Consider the following 15,912-nt stretch of genomic DNA (forward strand, 5'->3'; position numbering starts at 1 on the left):
ACTAGATTATATTTTAGTGAAAGAATAAATTTCCGTATATTGCGATTAGTCGTCGTCTGCAGCGACGTCGTCTGGATTACTGTATTTCTGCTCGCGGCGTTCGTGGATATCCTTGATTGCGTGTTCGGGTGGGACGTCAATCGAAGGATTCTCGTCGAAGAAGTTCACTGGCTCTAACTTGAAGCTTGCGTGGTGGGAGGGGAGCACTGGCCAGTCTTCCGGCCGGTCGACGTGGTTCACGCCAAGTGAATACCAGAGAACGATGTCTTCGCCGTCGAGTGACCGATCCTGCTCAGTCCATTTCGGGAGTCCTTCCTCGCCAGGGCTCTGGTTCGGATAGTTCCCGGCTGGGTATCGTTCGTCATCTCGATAGGGTGTTCCCCATAGATGGTATTTGATGTATCCAGCGCGCTTCATGACGCTCGATTCCTCTTGGGCAGCCGCTTGGACGTTTTCTCCCGGTGCGAGTTTGTACCCAACGGGCTGGTCTAGAGAGTTTGTTTTGTTAGGATTCTCGATCTGCCAGTATCGGCCCTTTAGTGAATCGATCAAGTCCTGCGCCTCCTGTTCAGTCTTGAGCTGGGTTTTGTCGGCGTAGAAGGCCGCTCCCGATGGATTCGGTCCTGTGGTGTTCCCCTGACCGTCCCATTCTATCTCTTGTTGCTCACCGGGACCCTTCGGGATCGGCTGGTTTTGCCGCCGGTAGAGCACGTTCTCCTCGCCGTCGATGTCCATATCGAGACGGAAATTGAAGAAGTGTTGATGGACCATTCCCTTCACGTTCGGTGCCATCATCTCGTAGTAACCAGGAGACCTGTCTTCATCAGGCCCGACCAAACCGTTACTGTTGATACCAGTTAGACGCACTTCCGGCTCGACTGAGCCATCCTGGTAGAAGTACCAATTGAATTCATAATCATAGTTGCCGACGGTGGCTACAAACGAGATTACAAGCCTACGCTTGCGCCGAACCTCCGTATTCTCGGTCCGCCAGTTGGTGTGTTTCCAGAGGGTGCCGTGATCTTCCTCGTGGACACAGATCGCATTCGGAAGAACGTTCACCTCACCATTGGTGTCGTTCATTACAGCATCGAAGTAGTGCATATAGCCGAGACAGTCGCATCCCTCCGTCAGCGGGTTCGCCAATCGACCAATGTTGTACTCACCAATGTCTCCAGCGTTCTTCCAGTTGTGATTCGGATCCGGGTCTCCGTAGGGAACGTTCATTTCTGCAGCCGAAGCTCGATGAATGACTTTCCTGACTTCGCCATCGTCCTCGTAGCCGATGTTGTGGAGCACAAGCCCCTCACGCTGAGTCCAACCGACGCGAATATGCCACTTCTGCCACTCAATTTTCCGCCCTTCAATCTCCCAACTAGGTCCTTCCGGCTGATCGACATTGTAGGGTTTCAGGTCGGTACGGAGATCACGATCCTCCTCTCGGTATTTCCTATCCTCAAGTTCGCCGACCACATCGTCTATCTTCGTGCCGCGATCGAGCACTTTGACTACTTCCATCTCGTCGAGATCGACCCATGCGTGGAGTCCGTCCAACGGCCGCGCGTAGCCGTTGTCTTCTTCGCTCGTTCGAATCCAAGACATGGCGTGAGCCAACCGCCGATTCCGATCAACGTCATCGGGAACAAGGTGGTGACCGACCGACCACGGATCGACCATGGCGAGATCGAAGTTTTCGACGCCGCGCTTGGAAGCAGCTTCCTGCCATTCCGGATTGTCTTTAACAGTTTCTTCACACTCATCGAACTCTGCAAGTGTCACTGAGGGCTGGGCTCCGGATATTTCCTCCCAAGAGACGACCTCCTCTTGATCGATCGAGACGACTGCTTCGTAGGTCGCCTTCTCGTTGCGGTCTCGGATGATAATAAATGCTTGCCGGTCTACTGACGAGTTTTCAGCCTCATATTCCCGAATCTCGGTTTTGTTTGGTTCATCGAGGACGATTTTGACGTATCTGTTTTCCGGATCGAGTTCTCGTTCGTTCTCGATGATTTCCCGAGCAGCAGTGATCTCTTCGCCCGTTAGGGGATCGAGCGGATGATCTGCTATGGCCTTGGCTTCTATTGCCATGGCTGTTCAATCTTCAGGTATTCCAATAAATGTTTGGGTCACGGGAGCAATGGTCACGAAGCACTGCGAATGCATACAAGACGCTCTTTTAATCAGCTTTCTCGGTACGTAACAGTGTCATCATCACTAGTCATTCGCCACTTCTTTACTTGGAGTGTGCCATAGAATTCATCTCATGCCGTGAGCATCTCGCGGCCTGGATTGTCTCCTCGTTCGTCGTTGGTGATTGCGATGACTACCCGAAGGCACAGTGCAACGAACACCTGCGTCCGTGCCCGAGGCCGCAGTCCTTGACTGTATCATTTATTCGACCTGTGTCCGGCGATTGTACGTCTCGTCTGAGACCGAGCGTTTGAGCTGAACGTCCTCGCTGTGCTTTTCGATGCGCTCTTCGACCTAGTACTCGATATCGAGTGTGTCGTACGCGCTGTCGCCAAGCATCCAGATCGGATATTCGACTGCGTGCGCGTCACGCGTGACGCGCACCGTCGTCTCTTCTGGCGCTTGTTTCGCTGGCGTGAACTCCGCTGCGATGGGAATCTTTGCTCCCGCCGAAACGATCGTACAGCCGAAACCGTAGTAGTGCTCTTCGGCGGTTGAATCGTAGTTCCATGAGGCATCGTCGTTCCACGGAACCGCTTCGACGTGAGTCGAATCGATCCGGTAGGTAGAGTCGAGCAGGCCCCGAATGGTGGCCTGCTCGGCGGGGTGGTCAAACACATCATCAGTGACGTGTTCGAGGTCGGTGAGGAAGCGATCGACCGCGTCTTTGGACGGCGGTCGATCGAAGCCACAACTGAGCCAGACCAGCGGCTTCTGGAGTTCCCGTGCTACAGGACGAGTGCCATAGACGTCCTCGTAGTAGCAGTGGAGAAAACCTCGGAAGAGCTCTGGTGGCTCATGAACTCGTGTTCGCCCCCCGTTTGCAGGGGTAAACACGTTGTACTCCAACAGAAACCCGAAAGAGAGGTACTCAAACAGCGGTACTGTCTCGGTCGCTGCGACATTCAAGAAGTCGTCGACAGAAGTGACGTTTTGCATGGTCTGGACGTTATTGGATACAATTCCCACGCCCTGCAACCTCGTACGTGACGCTTTCTATGACACGCTCATTCTTGGTTGACCGAAACGACCTTTTTGTCGCGCATCCAGAGGCGAGTAAGCGAGGGTGGCCGAGTCTGGCCAAAGGCGGTGGACTTAAGATCCGCTCCCGTAGGGGTTCGCGGGTTCAAATCCTGCCCCTCGCACTCGCCTCAGGAGGCTGTTTCGCTGAACAGTCCGAGAGTACGCTCGTGTTTCAGGAGAGCGTCCGCCACTCGGAATTCTCCTCGGGAGACAATTCCAGGGGTTGTTGAGCACCGAGACTGCTTTGGAACACAGGGCCGATCTGGTCTAGTCCTCTATTGTTCAGCAACAGGTTGCGAGGTGTAGAGTCGCTTGCGTGGCTGTTTCGGATGAACTCGCTTGTCGACGAGATCTGCCTCGGAGAGTTTGGTGAGTGCATGCCGGACTGTTCTGGAGGGGAGCAGTGTTTCTTCGTGTATCTCCTGTGTGGTGAGCGGGTTGTCTTTCTGCAAAACAAAATGTACAAGCTTGGCGCTGGGCGAGAGACCTACCAATCGGTCGAAGCGCTGTTGTTCAGTCGACTCGGACTCGGAGAACGCGGTCACTGGCAGTGGGCATACCGATTGAGAGTCGCCATGCAACCCTCGTAAATCCTTCCATCTCGGTCCCAGCCAAGCCCGAATGATAAATTTGCGAATATATCACTCATTTTTATAGAGTGTGATTAGCTACTGTTGAATTCGGTCAGTTGTGTCGGCTGAGATGGACTGGAATCGCCTGGAGAGCGAGATGAATTCCAATTCCTTATTCGTCAGCAATGAATTGGAGTCTTCTTCGTCCAGTGACATCTACACTGGGGCAGCAGCCGATGATGTATTACTGAGGCGTACGTCGAAGACTGCATGAAACTGGAAGCGTATCTCGATGAGTTCAACGCACGTGACTGGGAACCCGACACCGAACCTGAGGATGGACCGCTTCGGATGGCTGTCATCGGACTTGGTGGATTCGCTCTGAATCGAGCGCTCCCCGCGATCAAGCAAACGACTCAGTGTGAAACAACAGTCGTCGTGAGCGGTTCATCGGAGAAGACCGAGATGGTTGCGACGCAATTCGAAGCTGACCACACTCTCGACTACGAGGAGTTTCACGCAGGGAAAGCAACTGACGCTTACGACGCGGTGTATATCGCTACCCCGCCTGCGTTCCACCTCGAGTATGCCAAAACTGCCGCCGAGTACGGAAAGCATGTTCTGTGTGAGAAGCCGATGGAGGCTACCGTCGAGCGCGCCGAGCGGATGGTTCGTGTCTGCGAGGAAGCGGGTGTGACGCTGATGATCGCGTATCGGCTGCAGACCGAACCGGCCGTGCGTCGGCTTCGCGAGCTGATACAGGATGGGTTCATTGGCGAACCCGTGTATCTCCACGGCCAGTTCTCATCAAAGATTCTTGATAACGACCGCACGGATGACGTCTGGCGTGTCGATCCCGACGTTGCAGGTGGTGGAGCGCTGATGGACCTCGGAGTCTATCCGCTGAACACGAGTCGGTTTCTCTTGGGAACGGATCCGGTCGCCGTACAGGCGAGAACGGCGACACCCCATGAGGAGTTCAATGGCGTCGACGAACACGTCTCGTTTCAGCTTTCGTTTCCTGACGAGGTGACCGGGTCGTTCACGGCGAGTTTCAACGCCCATCGGGACAGTCGGTTGCAGGTGGTTGGCACTGAGGGACGCGTTTTGATCGAGTCGGCGTTCGGTGCGATGGTCAACCGCGACAACGTCATCGAGCGGGGCGACATGCACACCGAATTCACAGGCCCGTACGTCAACGAGGTCGTCGAAGAGTTCGAATACTTCGCAACGAAGGTATTGACTGAAACAAGTCCGGAACCGGATGGTTCGCACGGGCTCACGGATCTCGAAGTGATGACCGAGGCGTACGAGTCGGCAGAGACAGGTTCATGGGTCACGCTTCGCTGAGCGAAACCATCGCTTATACGCACTCGGGCTACTGAATCTCTGTCTGAGACGCTAACAGGGAGAGCAGGGTGGTCACCGACGGGGGAGAGGGGAAGGAGGTGGCCCACGGCGCGAACAATGTGGACAGCACTTATCTCGTGTGCGTGACGACGCAGACGATACCAGGCGGGATCCGAGCAACACGTCGAATCATTCTGTCTCTCATGGGTTGAGAGCCCCGCAGTTTTCATCGTCTTATTTCTTCTCTACCGCGTGATAAGCGCCTGTTCGAGGCGCTGACGAGCCGTGTGAAGGTGTGAGGAGAGCTCCGCAAGATCGGCCAGAACAGGATATGTGACTGACAGCGATTCGTAGAGGTACTTATTGAGTTCTTCGTCGGTGTGGCTCGGTCCAGGGATGCGTTGGCTGTGGAGCGCTGCTTGGCGTTCGGCTGCATGGTCGTCACACTGTGTTTGGAACTCGGACAGACGCTCGTAGGTAGAGATGACTTCATTTGTCGACCAGGCTGTGAGAGGCCGCTGATTCATCTCGGTGAGGGTACTGTTCATTGCTTCGAGCGTGTCACGCATCTGTTGAAGATCGTCGGCTTCGCGGTCGAATGCGCTGAGCAGCGTTGTGCGACTTTCGACGGCTTTCTGACATCCTGTGAGAAGCGTTTGATGAACCGGAGGTGTAAGAGAGTTAGTAGTGGCGAGCGCACTAGCAAGTTCCGGGCTGAATTCTTCGGCAAGGTCATCGTCGAGCGATTGATTGTAGTCTTCTTCGTAGTGAGGCACGCTCATGACTGTCTCACGGTAGGCGTTCCGTACGTGCTTGACCTGTTCTGGGGAAGACGTCGTTTCAGAAGCACCCATGATCGCGCTTTTGACTCTCGTTATCGCGGGAGAGGGAGGTGCGTGTACGTCCATGGCAGTAACGCGCTTGCGAAACTGAGCGAAGGCGGCTCGTTCAGCTTCGAGGCGCTCGCGTTCGTCATCGAGCGCGGCTACTGCCGCTTCTATCTGTTGTGTGACCGTGGTATCGGCTATTGCTTCCATGCTCTGTTGGGTGAATATATAATGGAGGGTTTAAATCAGTGTGGTAAGAGGTACCATTTGAGGCCATATATGAATAGAGAGAAGTAACTGGCCCCAACAAAGACGAAGATTGCGAAGAACGCATTACAATGACAATCATCGTCAATGCCTGCAGTTTAGAAGAGCAAACGGTGGGGGGCATGGCTCTTTGAACGACCCCTGAACGCTCGTTTGAAGGCGTGGTTTTATCTCTACAAACCTCACGAAACAGGGAGAAGACGGCTGAAAACGGCGTCAAATACTGTTGCAACAACACAAAATCAGAGACAGTACGAGGTCGTTAGTGGCCCACTTCGAGCTTATCACCGACTTTCATGCCTTCGAGTTGATCACTGATATTCTCGACGTTGCTGTCGAGTTCGGTGACGAACTCGTGTGCTTGGTCGGTCGTGGTGGCACCTTGGCTCGTGGGCTCGATTAATCCCTCTTCTTCGAGGACACGCAACGAGTAACGGATTTTGTGGTGTGGGTGGCCACTTTCGTTCGACATTTTCACGATGCCGATAGGCTCGTTTTCGAGGACCATCCGCAACACTTCGAAGTGGCGCAGCAGCATATCGACCTCTTTTTCCAGTCGATCTATCATAATACCGGCTATCATGCAGCGATGTGAGTTAACTCTTGTTACTCTTTTTGTGGTGACTCTCTGGTAGCGACGCTTGGTGGATGGGCACTTCTGGGTAAAGAAATCTCGGCGTTGACAATCGTCGGGTTTGCGACGATCTTCGTTGGGTTTGCGATCATTAGTCACGATCCGATCACGAGGAAGCTCTCGCGGCTCTATGGTATACTGTCGAGTAGGGCAGATGCGGAATCCGAAACAGTAGCAATCGTTCTACAAAGCGATACCGCTGGGGTTAATCAAGATTGATTAGATCGGCTTCTAACTGCAATCGAAATACTATCCCAAAGCAACGTGAGTACTGAACGGTCTCCTAATAGTGTATACTGATTCTCGCTCCAGTAGTCTGTGTGAGTCCGGGGAATTTAACCGATGTCGAGATACTATTGTCAGTATGTCATCGATCGATCTGACTGAGAGTCAGAAGACGATCTTGCAAGAACTCATTGACCTTCACCGGGATAGCGAGAGCGCAGTCAAAGGCGAAGCAATCGCTGACCATATCGACCGCAATGCAGGGACGATTCGTAATCAGATGCAGAGCTTGAAAGCACTCCAGCTAGTGGAAGGAGTTCCAGGGCCGAAGGGTGGGTACAAACCCACGTCCGAAGCCTACAACGCACTCGATATCGAGGACATGGATGAACCTGCAACTATCCCTCTGAGCCACAATGGTGAGCCTATTGACGAACAAGTCGTCCAAGAAATTCACCTGATGAGCGTCCACCACCCCGAGAAGTGCCGCGCCGAAGTTCGGGTACAAGGATCGGTACGGAATTTCCACGAGGACGATTCAATCACGATCGGTCCGACGCCGAAATCGAGTCTCGCAATCACCGGGACAATTGACGGAGTTGTTGACTCAGACAACAAGCTGATTATCAGAACGGAAACCATGGAAGCACCTGTATAAAAGAGCAGTATGAGAAATTTCATAATCTGATCAGATCCTTTGCTACCGCGTGCGGTTTGTGAATCGCTTGCACTTGCCATCGACAAAGGCAGTATCGTGGAACCAGTACGTCAAGATGGAGAAGGGAAACTATGACTCAAACTGCACTAACGAGCGGGCAGATAGCATACGTCAATCCCGAAAACGAGTGTGGATTCATTACGACCGGAGAGACTGACCAAGACGTGCTGTTCTTACGCAATTCGATAGAGGGTGAGATTCCCGACGTCGGCGAAGACGTTCGATTCGAACTGGTTGAAACACGGGACGGGCCGCGCGTACGAGATATCCGTGTGTAGCTGATCAGTTATTTTTCATGGGTTCCGGCCTTCCGAGTATCCACTTCTGACAGGCTACGAGCGAGTGCTGTCTCGGAGGGTGAGTTGATGAGACGACCAGTCATCGGTCACCTTCTCGTCGATGCTGATTTCGGTCACCAACTCGTGGGGCTGTTGTTTGACCTTCGGGCTCTGTGAAACGGTAGCTGCCTTCTTCGTATCAATTTCAGTGCATTGTTGAATAATGGAGTAATCGACAGTGAAATGCTTTGAGTATGCGAACGTCGGCGACCCGGTAGGCGTGTAGAGATGTGCTTGTTTGAACGGCTCTGGCGAGTATTATCGACTGTGCTTTCGGCCTTTCAGAGTCGGCTTCGCGCGGCGATCTTCTGCTTTCCGGCGCTGCTTGCGCGTCTGGGCATCGTCGATCGCGAGAAGGGCGACGAGGCGTTCGATCTCGCCGTGTCGGTGATGGTCAGCGGTGGCATGCGTACCGTTTTGCGCGCGAGCGACTTCTTCATGGTCAGCCTCGCACTCGGCGGATCGGCGGTCACGGGCCTTGAACTCGGCTTTCAGTACTACTTCATCGGGTTTGGGCTTGCACTCGGGCTTTCGAGTGGCACTCTCAGACTCGTCTCACGCTTTGTGGGGACTGGTGAGCCCGAGAACGCGAATTTCGCCGTCAAGCAGTCTTTCTGGATCGGGCTTGTGATTTCTGTGCCGCTCACGCTCGTCACGTGGATTTTCGCCGAAGAGATGATTGGCCTGCTGACTGACGACCTCGCGACGATTCGGCTGGGTGGGATTTATCTTCATATTGTGATGCTTTCGGTATCGTTCCGCTTCTGGAGCATGATTGCCGCGCGGGCACTACAAGGGTGGGTGATACTCGAACGCCGATGTATGTCCGACTAGTCACCATCCCGATCAACCTCGGGTTGAACGCCGTGCTCATTTTCGGGTTTGGACCGTTTCCACGCCTCGACGTTGCGGGCGCGGCATGGGGGCACGACGATTGCAAACATGCTTGCTGCGTGTGCGTTCGCGATCATCATGCTCTCGGGAGCGTACTCCGTGCGTTTTCCGCTGGGTGATCGTCAGTGGGGTGGCGAGATAGCGCGCGAGATCGTCCGCGTAGGCTACCCGCTCAGTGGGATGCAGCTGATTCGGATGCTCGGGCGCTTTCCGTTTCTGTTCATCCTTGCGAACCTTGGGACGTCGGTTGTGGCGGCGTACGCGATCGCTCGGCGAGTAATGCTGCTGGCGATGATGCCCGCGTGGGGCTACTCGACGGCCTCCAGCACGTTGGTCGGTCAAAGTATTGCGGGCCGGACGCGAGGCCGACGCGACTGACTACGGGTGGCAGACACTCTGAATCGCGCTCGCGACCCAAATCCTGATTGGCGGCGTACTCGCGGCGCTCGCGCGGCCGATCGTGGTGGTGTTCGGCGCGAGTTCGCCGGGATTCACGGTGGATTTCATCCGCGTGTTTGGTGTGGGTGTGGTGGCGTACAGCGTTTCGCGGACGATGCGGGGTGGCTTGCGTGGGCTGGTGATACCTTGTGGCCGTTTTATGGGACGATGCTCGGAACTGCCCTCCGGATTCCAATTGCGGCGCTCGGCCTGCCCGCCAGTTTAGTGGTTATGTCATTGGTCGGCTGGACGCTTGCGCCCGGTTTGGGATTCGGACTCGAGGCAATTTACGCGGCGATTCTCATCGACATGTACAGTCGGGTGGGTGTCAATCTCTTCCGGTTTGCGACGGGTCGTTGGAAGATGGTTGCGCGTCGCTCGGCGATAGGGGCTGGCGATGACTGACCGCGGCAATTGTCGTGGGTGTGGTTTTCGCGAGTGTCGTTCCTGAGCGTCACCGCTAAGATCACAGCGAGAGAGGGTGATCAAGCTAATCTCGATGGTTTCATCATTTGGTCCCATACTTCTAAGTCGTACGTAGGATCTGTAGTCGGTGGCGGTTCCTGCTCGTTGTTGGCACACTTCGATGACTTCGCGGACCTCGGAGCCCACGTTGACAATCTCTCTGATCCACAGACGCTATTGGTTGACCGGAAGCTCACCGAACCCAAAAGGCGACCGCACGAGATACAACTGCTCGTGAACCGACCAGCCCTATTGTCGTCCCGACTCCGATAGTCACATCTCGATACGGGGGTGTTGTCGCGCCGACCACGTCTGAACGCTTCCAGTCACAAGAGAAGTGATTCCTACTTCATGATCAGTGCGTGGTAGCCAAGTGCACTCGCGATTAGAGAGCCAAGGATGAGTAAACCTGCTGTGCCTACTGAATGAATCGTTGTGTGCGATTATATCCATTTTCAGTATCTCGTTCAGAGTAGTGATATCATCCCTCTATCGGAGAGAAATACAAGCCACATCTTTGGTTGATATATGGAATGGCCAGAAGAGCGGGTACTGCGGGAGTACAAGCACAAGCGGTTGAACGTCGATTTCTAGTGCTAAAAGACTCCAAGCGCGGGCTGGTCTACCTTGATTGGCCTGAGCGCGTCGAAGTTTTGGGCTACGTGCAACTAATAGCGCTCCTCCCCGATCTTTTAGTTGAACGACGCGCACGCGAGGCACTGAAGGAGGTTTCATACCACTAGTACGTCACCAAGTCTCGACTGACTAGCTCAAAAGTTTCGAGGCGATTGGTTTTCACTCACCAGTCGACATTTGGAATGGTACTAATGCGGTCTATTCGTCCTCTTCGTCGTCTTCGTCTTCGTCGTCTTCGTCTTCGTCGTCCTCGTCGTCTTCATTTTTTCCATCACCGAGATCACCACTATAATTCGGTCCACCCATATCTGACAACTCGATACACTCTGGTCCCTCTTCACCGTCGAGCAGTGAGAGCACTCCGGCACCAGTTGCAACCGAACCGGCTGGATCGGAAGGAGCATCGTGTTCATAAATAAGATAGTCGACGTCTGCTTTTTTGCGGGCGACTTGAGCAACCTCCCGCATATCGACCGCTCCTTCGCCGATTTCTCGGAACTCGCCGTCCTCCATGTCTTTCATATGGATTAGTTCTGTGCGACCGCTATACTGTTTGATGACCTCTACGGGGTCATACCCAGCGGTGAGCACCCATCCGACATCGATCTCGAAGATAACCTCCTCGTTCAGGGTTTCGGCGAATGTCTCGAGTGGCGTCGTTCCATCGCCTATCTCTTGGAACTCACCGTCGTGATTGTGAAAGCCGAGTCGTGCATTGTACTCTCTAAGGTTCGCTGCGACCTTATTCATTCGCTGAGCGAGGGACTCGACTTTCTCTACCGTATCGATCGAAGAGGGCGAAAGATACGGAACGATAAAAGTATTGACGCCAATCTCTTTGTAAGTCGCAACTGTGCTCTCGAAGCTCTCGCCCTCCAACGCTTCGAGGCCGACGTGTGCTGAAGCAGGATTGACGCCCGTTTCCTCAAGGGTTGTCTTGATTTCGCTCGCCGTTGCGCTACCGAGTCCAGCGAACTCGACGGCATCGAAGCCCGGACCACCATTGTTGTCGACGGCACCGACTCGTCGGATGAGATCCGTCGTCGAGTCTGGTAGGTTTCGAAGCGTATACAATTGAATAGCGGTTGGAACTGCGGCGTCATCGTCTTCCCCGCGGTCGTCATTGGCCCAAGGTGGCTTGCCATCGCCTGGCTCCCAGTCCCCTCTCTCTTCGGCTGTAGCGGAACCGACAGTGGCACTACCCAATCCGAGTGCAGCTACGCCCTGAAGTACCAAGCGACGTTTAATTGACGACTGTTCGGTGTTCTCTTGTCCATTCCCATTCCGTCCAGATTGCTTATCGAACATCTTTAGTGGCCCCATGCTCTGTTCCGCTACTCCAAGCATTCACGTAGACGCTTGGATGGCGGTCCAACTGATGACGTTGATCCACTGTTAGATAAATCTTTCTCCAAACTACTGTTGTGAATGTACAGTTATCCAACGATCAAAATTGACCTCCTGCTAGAGGGTGGCGGATCGTTCACTAGTGAGATGACAATCCGCTTTTTGAGCATCTCCAAGCGGAGTTCGACGAGAAGTTGGTCGTACTGCTGAATCAGGCGACGCACTTCACCGCTGGGGCGGTGAAGGACTTCGTAGCCAATGAACCAATAGAACTGGCGTATTTCCCGACGGATCGCCGGATCTGAACCCAATCGAAGAACACTGGCATCGACTCAAATTCCCCTTAGCAAACCGCTACTTCGGTAGTTGTGCCGAAATCCGATCAGCAGTCTGGACAGCACTTGAATTGATTAGCCCGCTAGGTGTCTATCAATATCTCTGTTTTTGAGTATAGAAGTAATTCGTCGTAGCTTTCGCAACGAGGATGCCGACGACTACCACTTCTACATCACGAATCTCCGGAGAAAATGGTTCTTGCCGGGAGTAGCGTACGCGTGAAATGCGGTATACCGGCTTTGGCCTCGGAGTAGAAGAAGCCGCTTGTTTCATCTTCATCACCGTAGTAAGGCCGCAGGTGGGGGTCAACGACGACCTCCACCTATTTGGGGAGATGTTCAAGCACATCCTGCTGAAAGAAGAGATTGCTGACGGAAGCAACGGTGTCAAAGTTGAACTTCGTGCGGAGGTGGCAGAGAATATCCGTTGCAGGAAGCGTATCCTCATTGGCGTCACAGAGTTCGAAGACAGAAACCCTCGGCATCGATATCGGCGTTCTCACCGAAATTTAGACTGAACGCACCGGTAAGTGTATTGATGAGGAAATTATGGAACTGGTCTTCGTGGATCTCAGCGTCTGCTTGCTGAGTGTTAGGCACATCTTCAGCAAGCAGGCGTTTCCACTGGCCGGCTTTGTGAGGTACTGACATTGGACCATCTCGCCGGAGAACGACGACCGCCTGAGCGATAACGAGCTGTCGCTGGCAGCGCTATCCGGGCTGACAAACGGTGCGACTCAACTGTTGGCTGGCACGAAAACTGATTTTACAGCGCGTCGCGTTCAAAGTTCAGTGACACATCGACATCGAGCAGGTCGGTCAGTGTCGGTGCGACCGCACGGGCGTCCACGTCATCGGGCACCGAGTCGGGTGCGGCCGGACCGCCCAATCCATAGAACCCGTCGACGTCGGCACGGCCGTGCGAGCCACTGACCTTCGAGGCGTCGAGCGACACTAACCCACTGTCGCCGAAGAACAGCTCGACGGGGTCGAAGCCCGGCTTCGCGTGGATGTCCATGTCGCGGGCATAGTACGGCGCGCTTTCGTCATCGAGCCACCAGTAGTACTGGAACCAGCCCGACGACCCGGCGACGCAGACGAGTTCGCCGGCGTTCGGGTGGGCGACGCCGTACTCTTCTTTTCCCTCGTCGCCGAGCACGCGCTCGACGCCATCCAGCCCGGAGAGCGCTTTGCGGGCCTTCTCGACGACGTCCTCGTCGGCATAGACGTGGGCCACCTGGTGATCGACCAGCGCGAACGCTTCCGAACTCTTCAGGTCGATCTCCTCGCCACCTTCGCCGTCATCCTGGACCGCGAGCAATCCCGCTTCGCGCAGCGCGCGGTTCGGGAACACGGGTGTGTCGACGTCGTTGAAGCCATACTCGCTGACGACGTTTACTACTGTGTCGCCCCAGCGCTTGTCCGCACGCAGGAAGTCGAGGAAATCGCCGATGAGCTCGTCGGCGACACCGATCGCCTCGCGGAGTTCGTCGCTGCTCGCCCCGTGAGCCAGTCCCGAATAATCGAGATACGGGATGTAGACCCAGAGCAGGTCCGGGTCGTAGCGCTCGATTGCCTCGCGAGCGGCATCGAGGATCCACGTGGTCGACTCCTCGTTCGCGCCGGGACCCCAGTAGGTGTGCAGCGGGAAGTGGCCGTACTCGGCTTCGAGTTCGTCGTAGAAATCATCAGGATTCGTCCAGCAGTTCATCTCCAGGATGTTGTTCTCTTCGTCCTCGATGGGCGAGGGCGTGAGCGCGACGTCCGCCGTCGTGCCGATGAGATGCTGGAAGCAGAATACTCCAGTAGTGAGTCCGGCCTCGCTCGCACTCTCCCAGAGGCGATTCCTGTCCTCGCGCTCGCGCTCCCAGAGCGCCGCCGTGTCGTTCCCCCTGTCGTACTCGCCGTTGGCCACGTCGCCGTGGTTTTCGGGCGACTGGCCCGTCGCGAGCGTACTCTGAACGGGGAGCGTCACAGCTGGAAACGGCGACTGGAGGTCAGCGCGTGCGCCGTCGTCAACGAGGTCGGCGATGTTCGGCGCGAGACCCCTCTCGACGTGCTCGCGTTCGAGACCGATCACGTCGAGGACGATGGCTCGCCCTGCGTCGCCGTCAATCATCGTCGCCCTCCGCGCCGACCGCGGTCGGCTGTGCGGCGTGCGCTTCGACGTACTCTTCGAGCATCCCGAACTGTTTGGAGAGGTCGTGTTCGTCGACGCCGAGCGGCGCTTTGAAAAAGGAGGCGAGGTGGCGCTGTAATCCCGACTCGCCCCGCTCGTCGGCGAACGCGAGCAATCGCGCGAGATCGAGTATCAATGGTGCGGCGAGCGCCGAATCGGAGCCCTCCCACGTGAACTGGAGTTTCATGTCGGTGTCGAGAAAGCCACGGAAACGGATGTCGTCCCACGCGGTCTTCCAGTCGCCGAGCGCGGGCGTGTAGTCGATCCGGACCCGGTTGTGGAGGTCCTCGTCGAGGATGCCATCGAGCACGCCACCCTTGCTCGCCAACTTTCCAGCTTTGTTCGCGTCGTCTTCGAGCACCTTTCCATCTTTGTTTCCGAGGATGTTGTGGCCCTCCCATGAGCGCACGCGGAGGTTGCGCCCGGCGAACATCGGCGCGAGCGCGGACTTCATCAGCGTCTCGCCCGTCTTGCCGTCCTTGCCCATGTGCGGAACGCCCTTGCGCTCGGCCAACTCGCGCAGTCCGCCCAGCGCGTTCGCGGCGTTCGGCGTGAAGTTCACGAACGGATGCCCGTCGGCGAGCGCGGCGTAGGCATAGAGAGAACTCGCCGGCAGCGGCTCGTCCTCGTCGAGCGCGTACTCGATGGCCTCGATGGAATCGTACTTCTCGGGATCGGCCGGCAGCGGCTCCGAGGAGGCGACGTTGATGATAACCACTCGCTCCAGATCGTTCTTGCTGGCGAAATCGGCGTAGTCCGCGCGAATCCTGTCGGCGATTTCGCGCAGCGGGAGTGCGTCTTCGAGGGTCGCCTCGTCGGCTAGCTCCGCGACCGCCTGCCCGCAGTTGCGTGCCGTGCCGGTCTCGATGCGCTCGTCGATTTCGTCGAGGTCATCGCGGACGGCATCGAGCGTGTCCCGATCGGGAACCCCGTTGCGCTCGCTGAGTCGTTTTGCCGTTGCGACGACGCGTTCCGTCTGGATGTCGTGGCCGCCGAAGACCAGCGAATTCGTGGGAACGAGGTCGAGCGCATCACACGGCGCGCGCCCGGTGACCATGCCGGTTGTATCGATCACACCGTGGGCGATGGCGCGCGCCCCGACCATTGCCGTCGTGGCGATGTTCCCGCGCGCGCCGACGAGCCAGACGCCGGTGGTCATATACACCGATTTCGAGCATACCTAGGGGTTGTTTGTGGTTGGTTAGGTTCGGGTGACACTGACTGTTCGTGAGTAATAACTGTATTTCTGACCACTGTTATCCATCACCACAGTAGGGGGAGTAATATAGTCTTTGGGAGATGTGGTTGGTATTTCGTTTGTAGCGATATTTTTGATTGAATTTGCCGATGGATATAGTATGATAGAGACTAAACGTGATGCATGGAGATCATCGACCCGCACATGCACATGGTCTCGCGCTCGGCCGACGACTACGCACGGGCGCGTCGGGCTGGCATCGAGTGCTGCATCGAA

General features: G+C 55.6%; 9 protein-coding genes, 1 tRNA gene and 5 pseudogenes. 7 read left to right on the forward strand and 8 right to left on the reverse strand.

What is annotated here, in order from left to right:
• Positions 1-45 precede the first annotated feature (45 nt).
• Positions 46-2,088, reverse strand: a complete 2,043-nt coding sequence (locus tag ACP97_RS06830; RefSeq protein ID WP_049997087.1) for a primary-amine oxidase — start codon at positions 2,086-2,088, stop codon at positions 46-48.
• A 173-nt stretch (positions 2,089-2,261) separates the two neighbouring features.
• Positions 2,262-3,129 (reverse strand): annotated as a pseudogene (locus tag ACP97_RS06835) (transposase).
• Between the two features lie 121 nt (positions 3,130-3,250).
• Between ACP97_RS06835 and ACP97_RS06840 the strand changes: the two are divergent.
• Together ACP97_RS06840 and gfo6 are read left to right on the forward strand one after the other, a co-directional pair.
• Positions 3,251-3,335, forward strand: a tRNA-Leu gene (locus tag ACP97_RS06840).
• Positions 3,336-4,055: 720 nt separating this feature from the next.
• Positions 4,056-5,135 carry a D-xylose 1-dehydrogenase Gfo6 gene (gene gfo6 / locus ACP97_RS06850; RefSeq protein ID WP_049997089.1) on the forward strand — a complete coding sequence of 360 codons (1,080 nt, stop codon included), beginning with the start codon at positions 4,056-4,058 and terminating at the stop codon, positions 5,133-5,135.
• Positions 5,136-5,380: 245 nt separating this feature from the next.
• Here the strand turns inward: gfo6 and ACP97_RS06855 are convergent, their stop codons facing one another.
• Both ACP97_RS06855 and ACP97_RS06860 read right to left on the reverse strand, forming a co-directional pair.
• Complete coding sequence (locus ACP97_RS06855; RefSeq protein WP_049997090.1) at positions 5,381-6,172, reverse strand: DUF7260 family protein; 792 nt, start codon at positions 6,170-6,172, stop codon at positions 5,381-5,383.
• 319 nt (positions 6,173-6,491) lie between these two features.
• The gene (locus ACP97_RS06860) at positions 6,492-6,797 is read right to left on the reverse strand and encodes a hypothetical protein (protein WP_049997091.1); all 306 of its coding nucleotides are present in this window, start codon (positions 6,795-6,797) and stop codon (positions 6,492-6,494) included.
• A gap of 430 nt (positions 6,798-7,227) precedes the next feature.
• Between ACP97_RS06860 and ACP97_RS06865 the strand changes: the two genes are divergently transcribed.
• The 4 genes and pseudogenes from ACP97_RS06865 to ACP97_RS21410 form a co-directional block, all read left to right on the forward strand.
• Positions 7,228-7,746, forward strand: a complete 519-nt coding sequence (locus ACP97_RS06865; RefSeq protein ID WP_049997092.1) for an HTH domain-containing protein — start codon at positions 7,228-7,230, stop codon at positions 7,744-7,746.
• Positions 7,747-7,877: 131 nt separating this feature from the next.
• Positions 7,878-8,084, forward strand: a complete 207-nt coding sequence (locus tag ACP97_RS06870; protein ID WP_049997093.1) for a cold-shock protein — start codon at positions 7,878-7,880, stop codon at positions 8,082-8,084.
• A gap of 288 nt (positions 8,085-8,372) precedes the next feature.
• Positions 8,373-9,881: pseudogene (locus ACP97_RS06875) on the forward strand (MATE family efflux transporter).
• 591 nt (positions 9,882-10,472) lie between these two features.
• Positions 10,473-10,669, forward strand: a pseudogene (locus ACP97_RS21410) (IS1634 family transposase); the annotation flags it as partial.
• 106 nt (positions 10,670-10,775) lie between these two features.
• Here the strand turns inward: ACP97_RS21410 and ACP97_RS20375 are convergent.
• The 4 genes and pseudogenes from ACP97_RS20375 to ACP97_RS06895 all read right to left on the reverse strand — a co-directional run bounded on the left by ACP97_RS20375 (position 10,776) and on the right by ACP97_RS06895 (position 15,597).
• Positions 10,776-11,924, reverse strand: a complete 1,149-nt coding sequence (locus ACP97_RS20375; RefSeq protein ID WP_079977581.1) for a sugar phosphate isomerase/epimerase family protein — start codon at positions 11,922-11,924, stop codon at positions 10,776-10,778.
• A 542-nt stretch (positions 11,925-12,466) separates the two neighbouring features.
• Positions 12,467-12,910, reverse strand: a pseudogene (locus ACP97_RS20770) (hypothetical protein); the annotation flags it as partial.
• Positions 12,911-13,025: 115 nt separating this feature from the next.
• Positions 13,026-14,378 (reverse strand): alkaline phosphatase family protein, encoded by a 1,353-nt coding sequence (locus tag ACP97_RS06890; protein WP_049997096.1) that lies wholly within the window; start codon positions 14,376-14,378, stop codon positions 13,026-13,028.
• Complete coding sequence (locus ACP97_RS06895) at positions 14,371-15,597, reverse strand: inositol-3-phosphate synthase (RefSeq protein ID WP_049997097.1); 1,227 nt, start codon at positions 15,595-15,597, stop codon at positions 14,371-14,373. Before ACP97_RS06895 ends, ACP97_RS06890 begins: the two co-directional genes overlap by 8 nt.
• Positions 15,598-15,819: 222 nt before the next feature.
• Here ACP97_RS06895 and ACP97_RS21265 point away from each other — a divergent pair.
• Positions 15,820-15,912, forward strand: a pseudogene (locus tag ACP97_RS21265) (TatD family hydrolase); the annotation flags it as partial.

The sequence above is a fragment of the Halococcus sediminicola genome (assembly GCF_000755245.1).
Taxonomy (GTDB): Archaea; Halobacteriota; Halobacteria; order Halobacteriales; family Halococcaceae; genus Halococcus; species Halococcus sediminicola.

Excerpts from the sequence above, each read along its gene's own strand:
- ACP97_RS06830 (WP_049997087.1), bottom strand. The coding sequence starts at position 2,088 with ATGGCAATAGAAGCCAAGGCCATAGCAGATCATCCGCTCGATCCCCTA.
- gfo6 (WP_049997089.1), top strand. The coding sequence starts at position 4,056 with ATGAAACTGGAAGCGTATCTCGATGAGTTCAACGCACGTGACTGGGAA.
- ACP97_RS06855 (WP_049997090.1), bottom strand. The coding sequence starts at position 6,172 with ATGGAAGCAATAGCCGATACCACGGTCACACAACAGATAGAAGCGGCA.
- ACP97_RS06860 (WP_049997091.1), bottom strand. The coding sequence starts at position 6,797 with ATGATAGATCGACTGGAAAAAGAGGTCGATATGCTGCTGCGCCACTTC.
- ACP97_RS06865 (WP_049997092.1), top strand. The coding sequence starts at position 7,228 with ATGTCATCGATCGATCTGACTGAGAGTCAGAAGACGATCTTGCAAGAA.
- ACP97_RS06870 (WP_049997093.1), top strand. The coding sequence starts at position 7,878 with ATGACTCAAACTGCACTAACGAGCGGGCAGATAGCATACGTCAATCCC.
- ACP97_RS20375 (WP_079977581.1), bottom strand. The coding sequence starts at position 11,924 with ATGCTTGGAGTAGCGGAACAGAGCATGGGGCCACTAAAGATGTTCGAT.
- ACP97_RS06890 (WP_049997096.1), bottom strand. The coding sequence starts at position 14,378 with ATGATTGACGGCGACGCAGGGCGAGCCATCGTCCTCGACGTGATCGGT.
- ACP97_RS06895 (WP_049997097.1), bottom strand. The coding sequence starts at position 15,597 with ATGACCACCGGCGTCTGGCTCGTCGGCGCGCGCGGGAACATCGCCACG.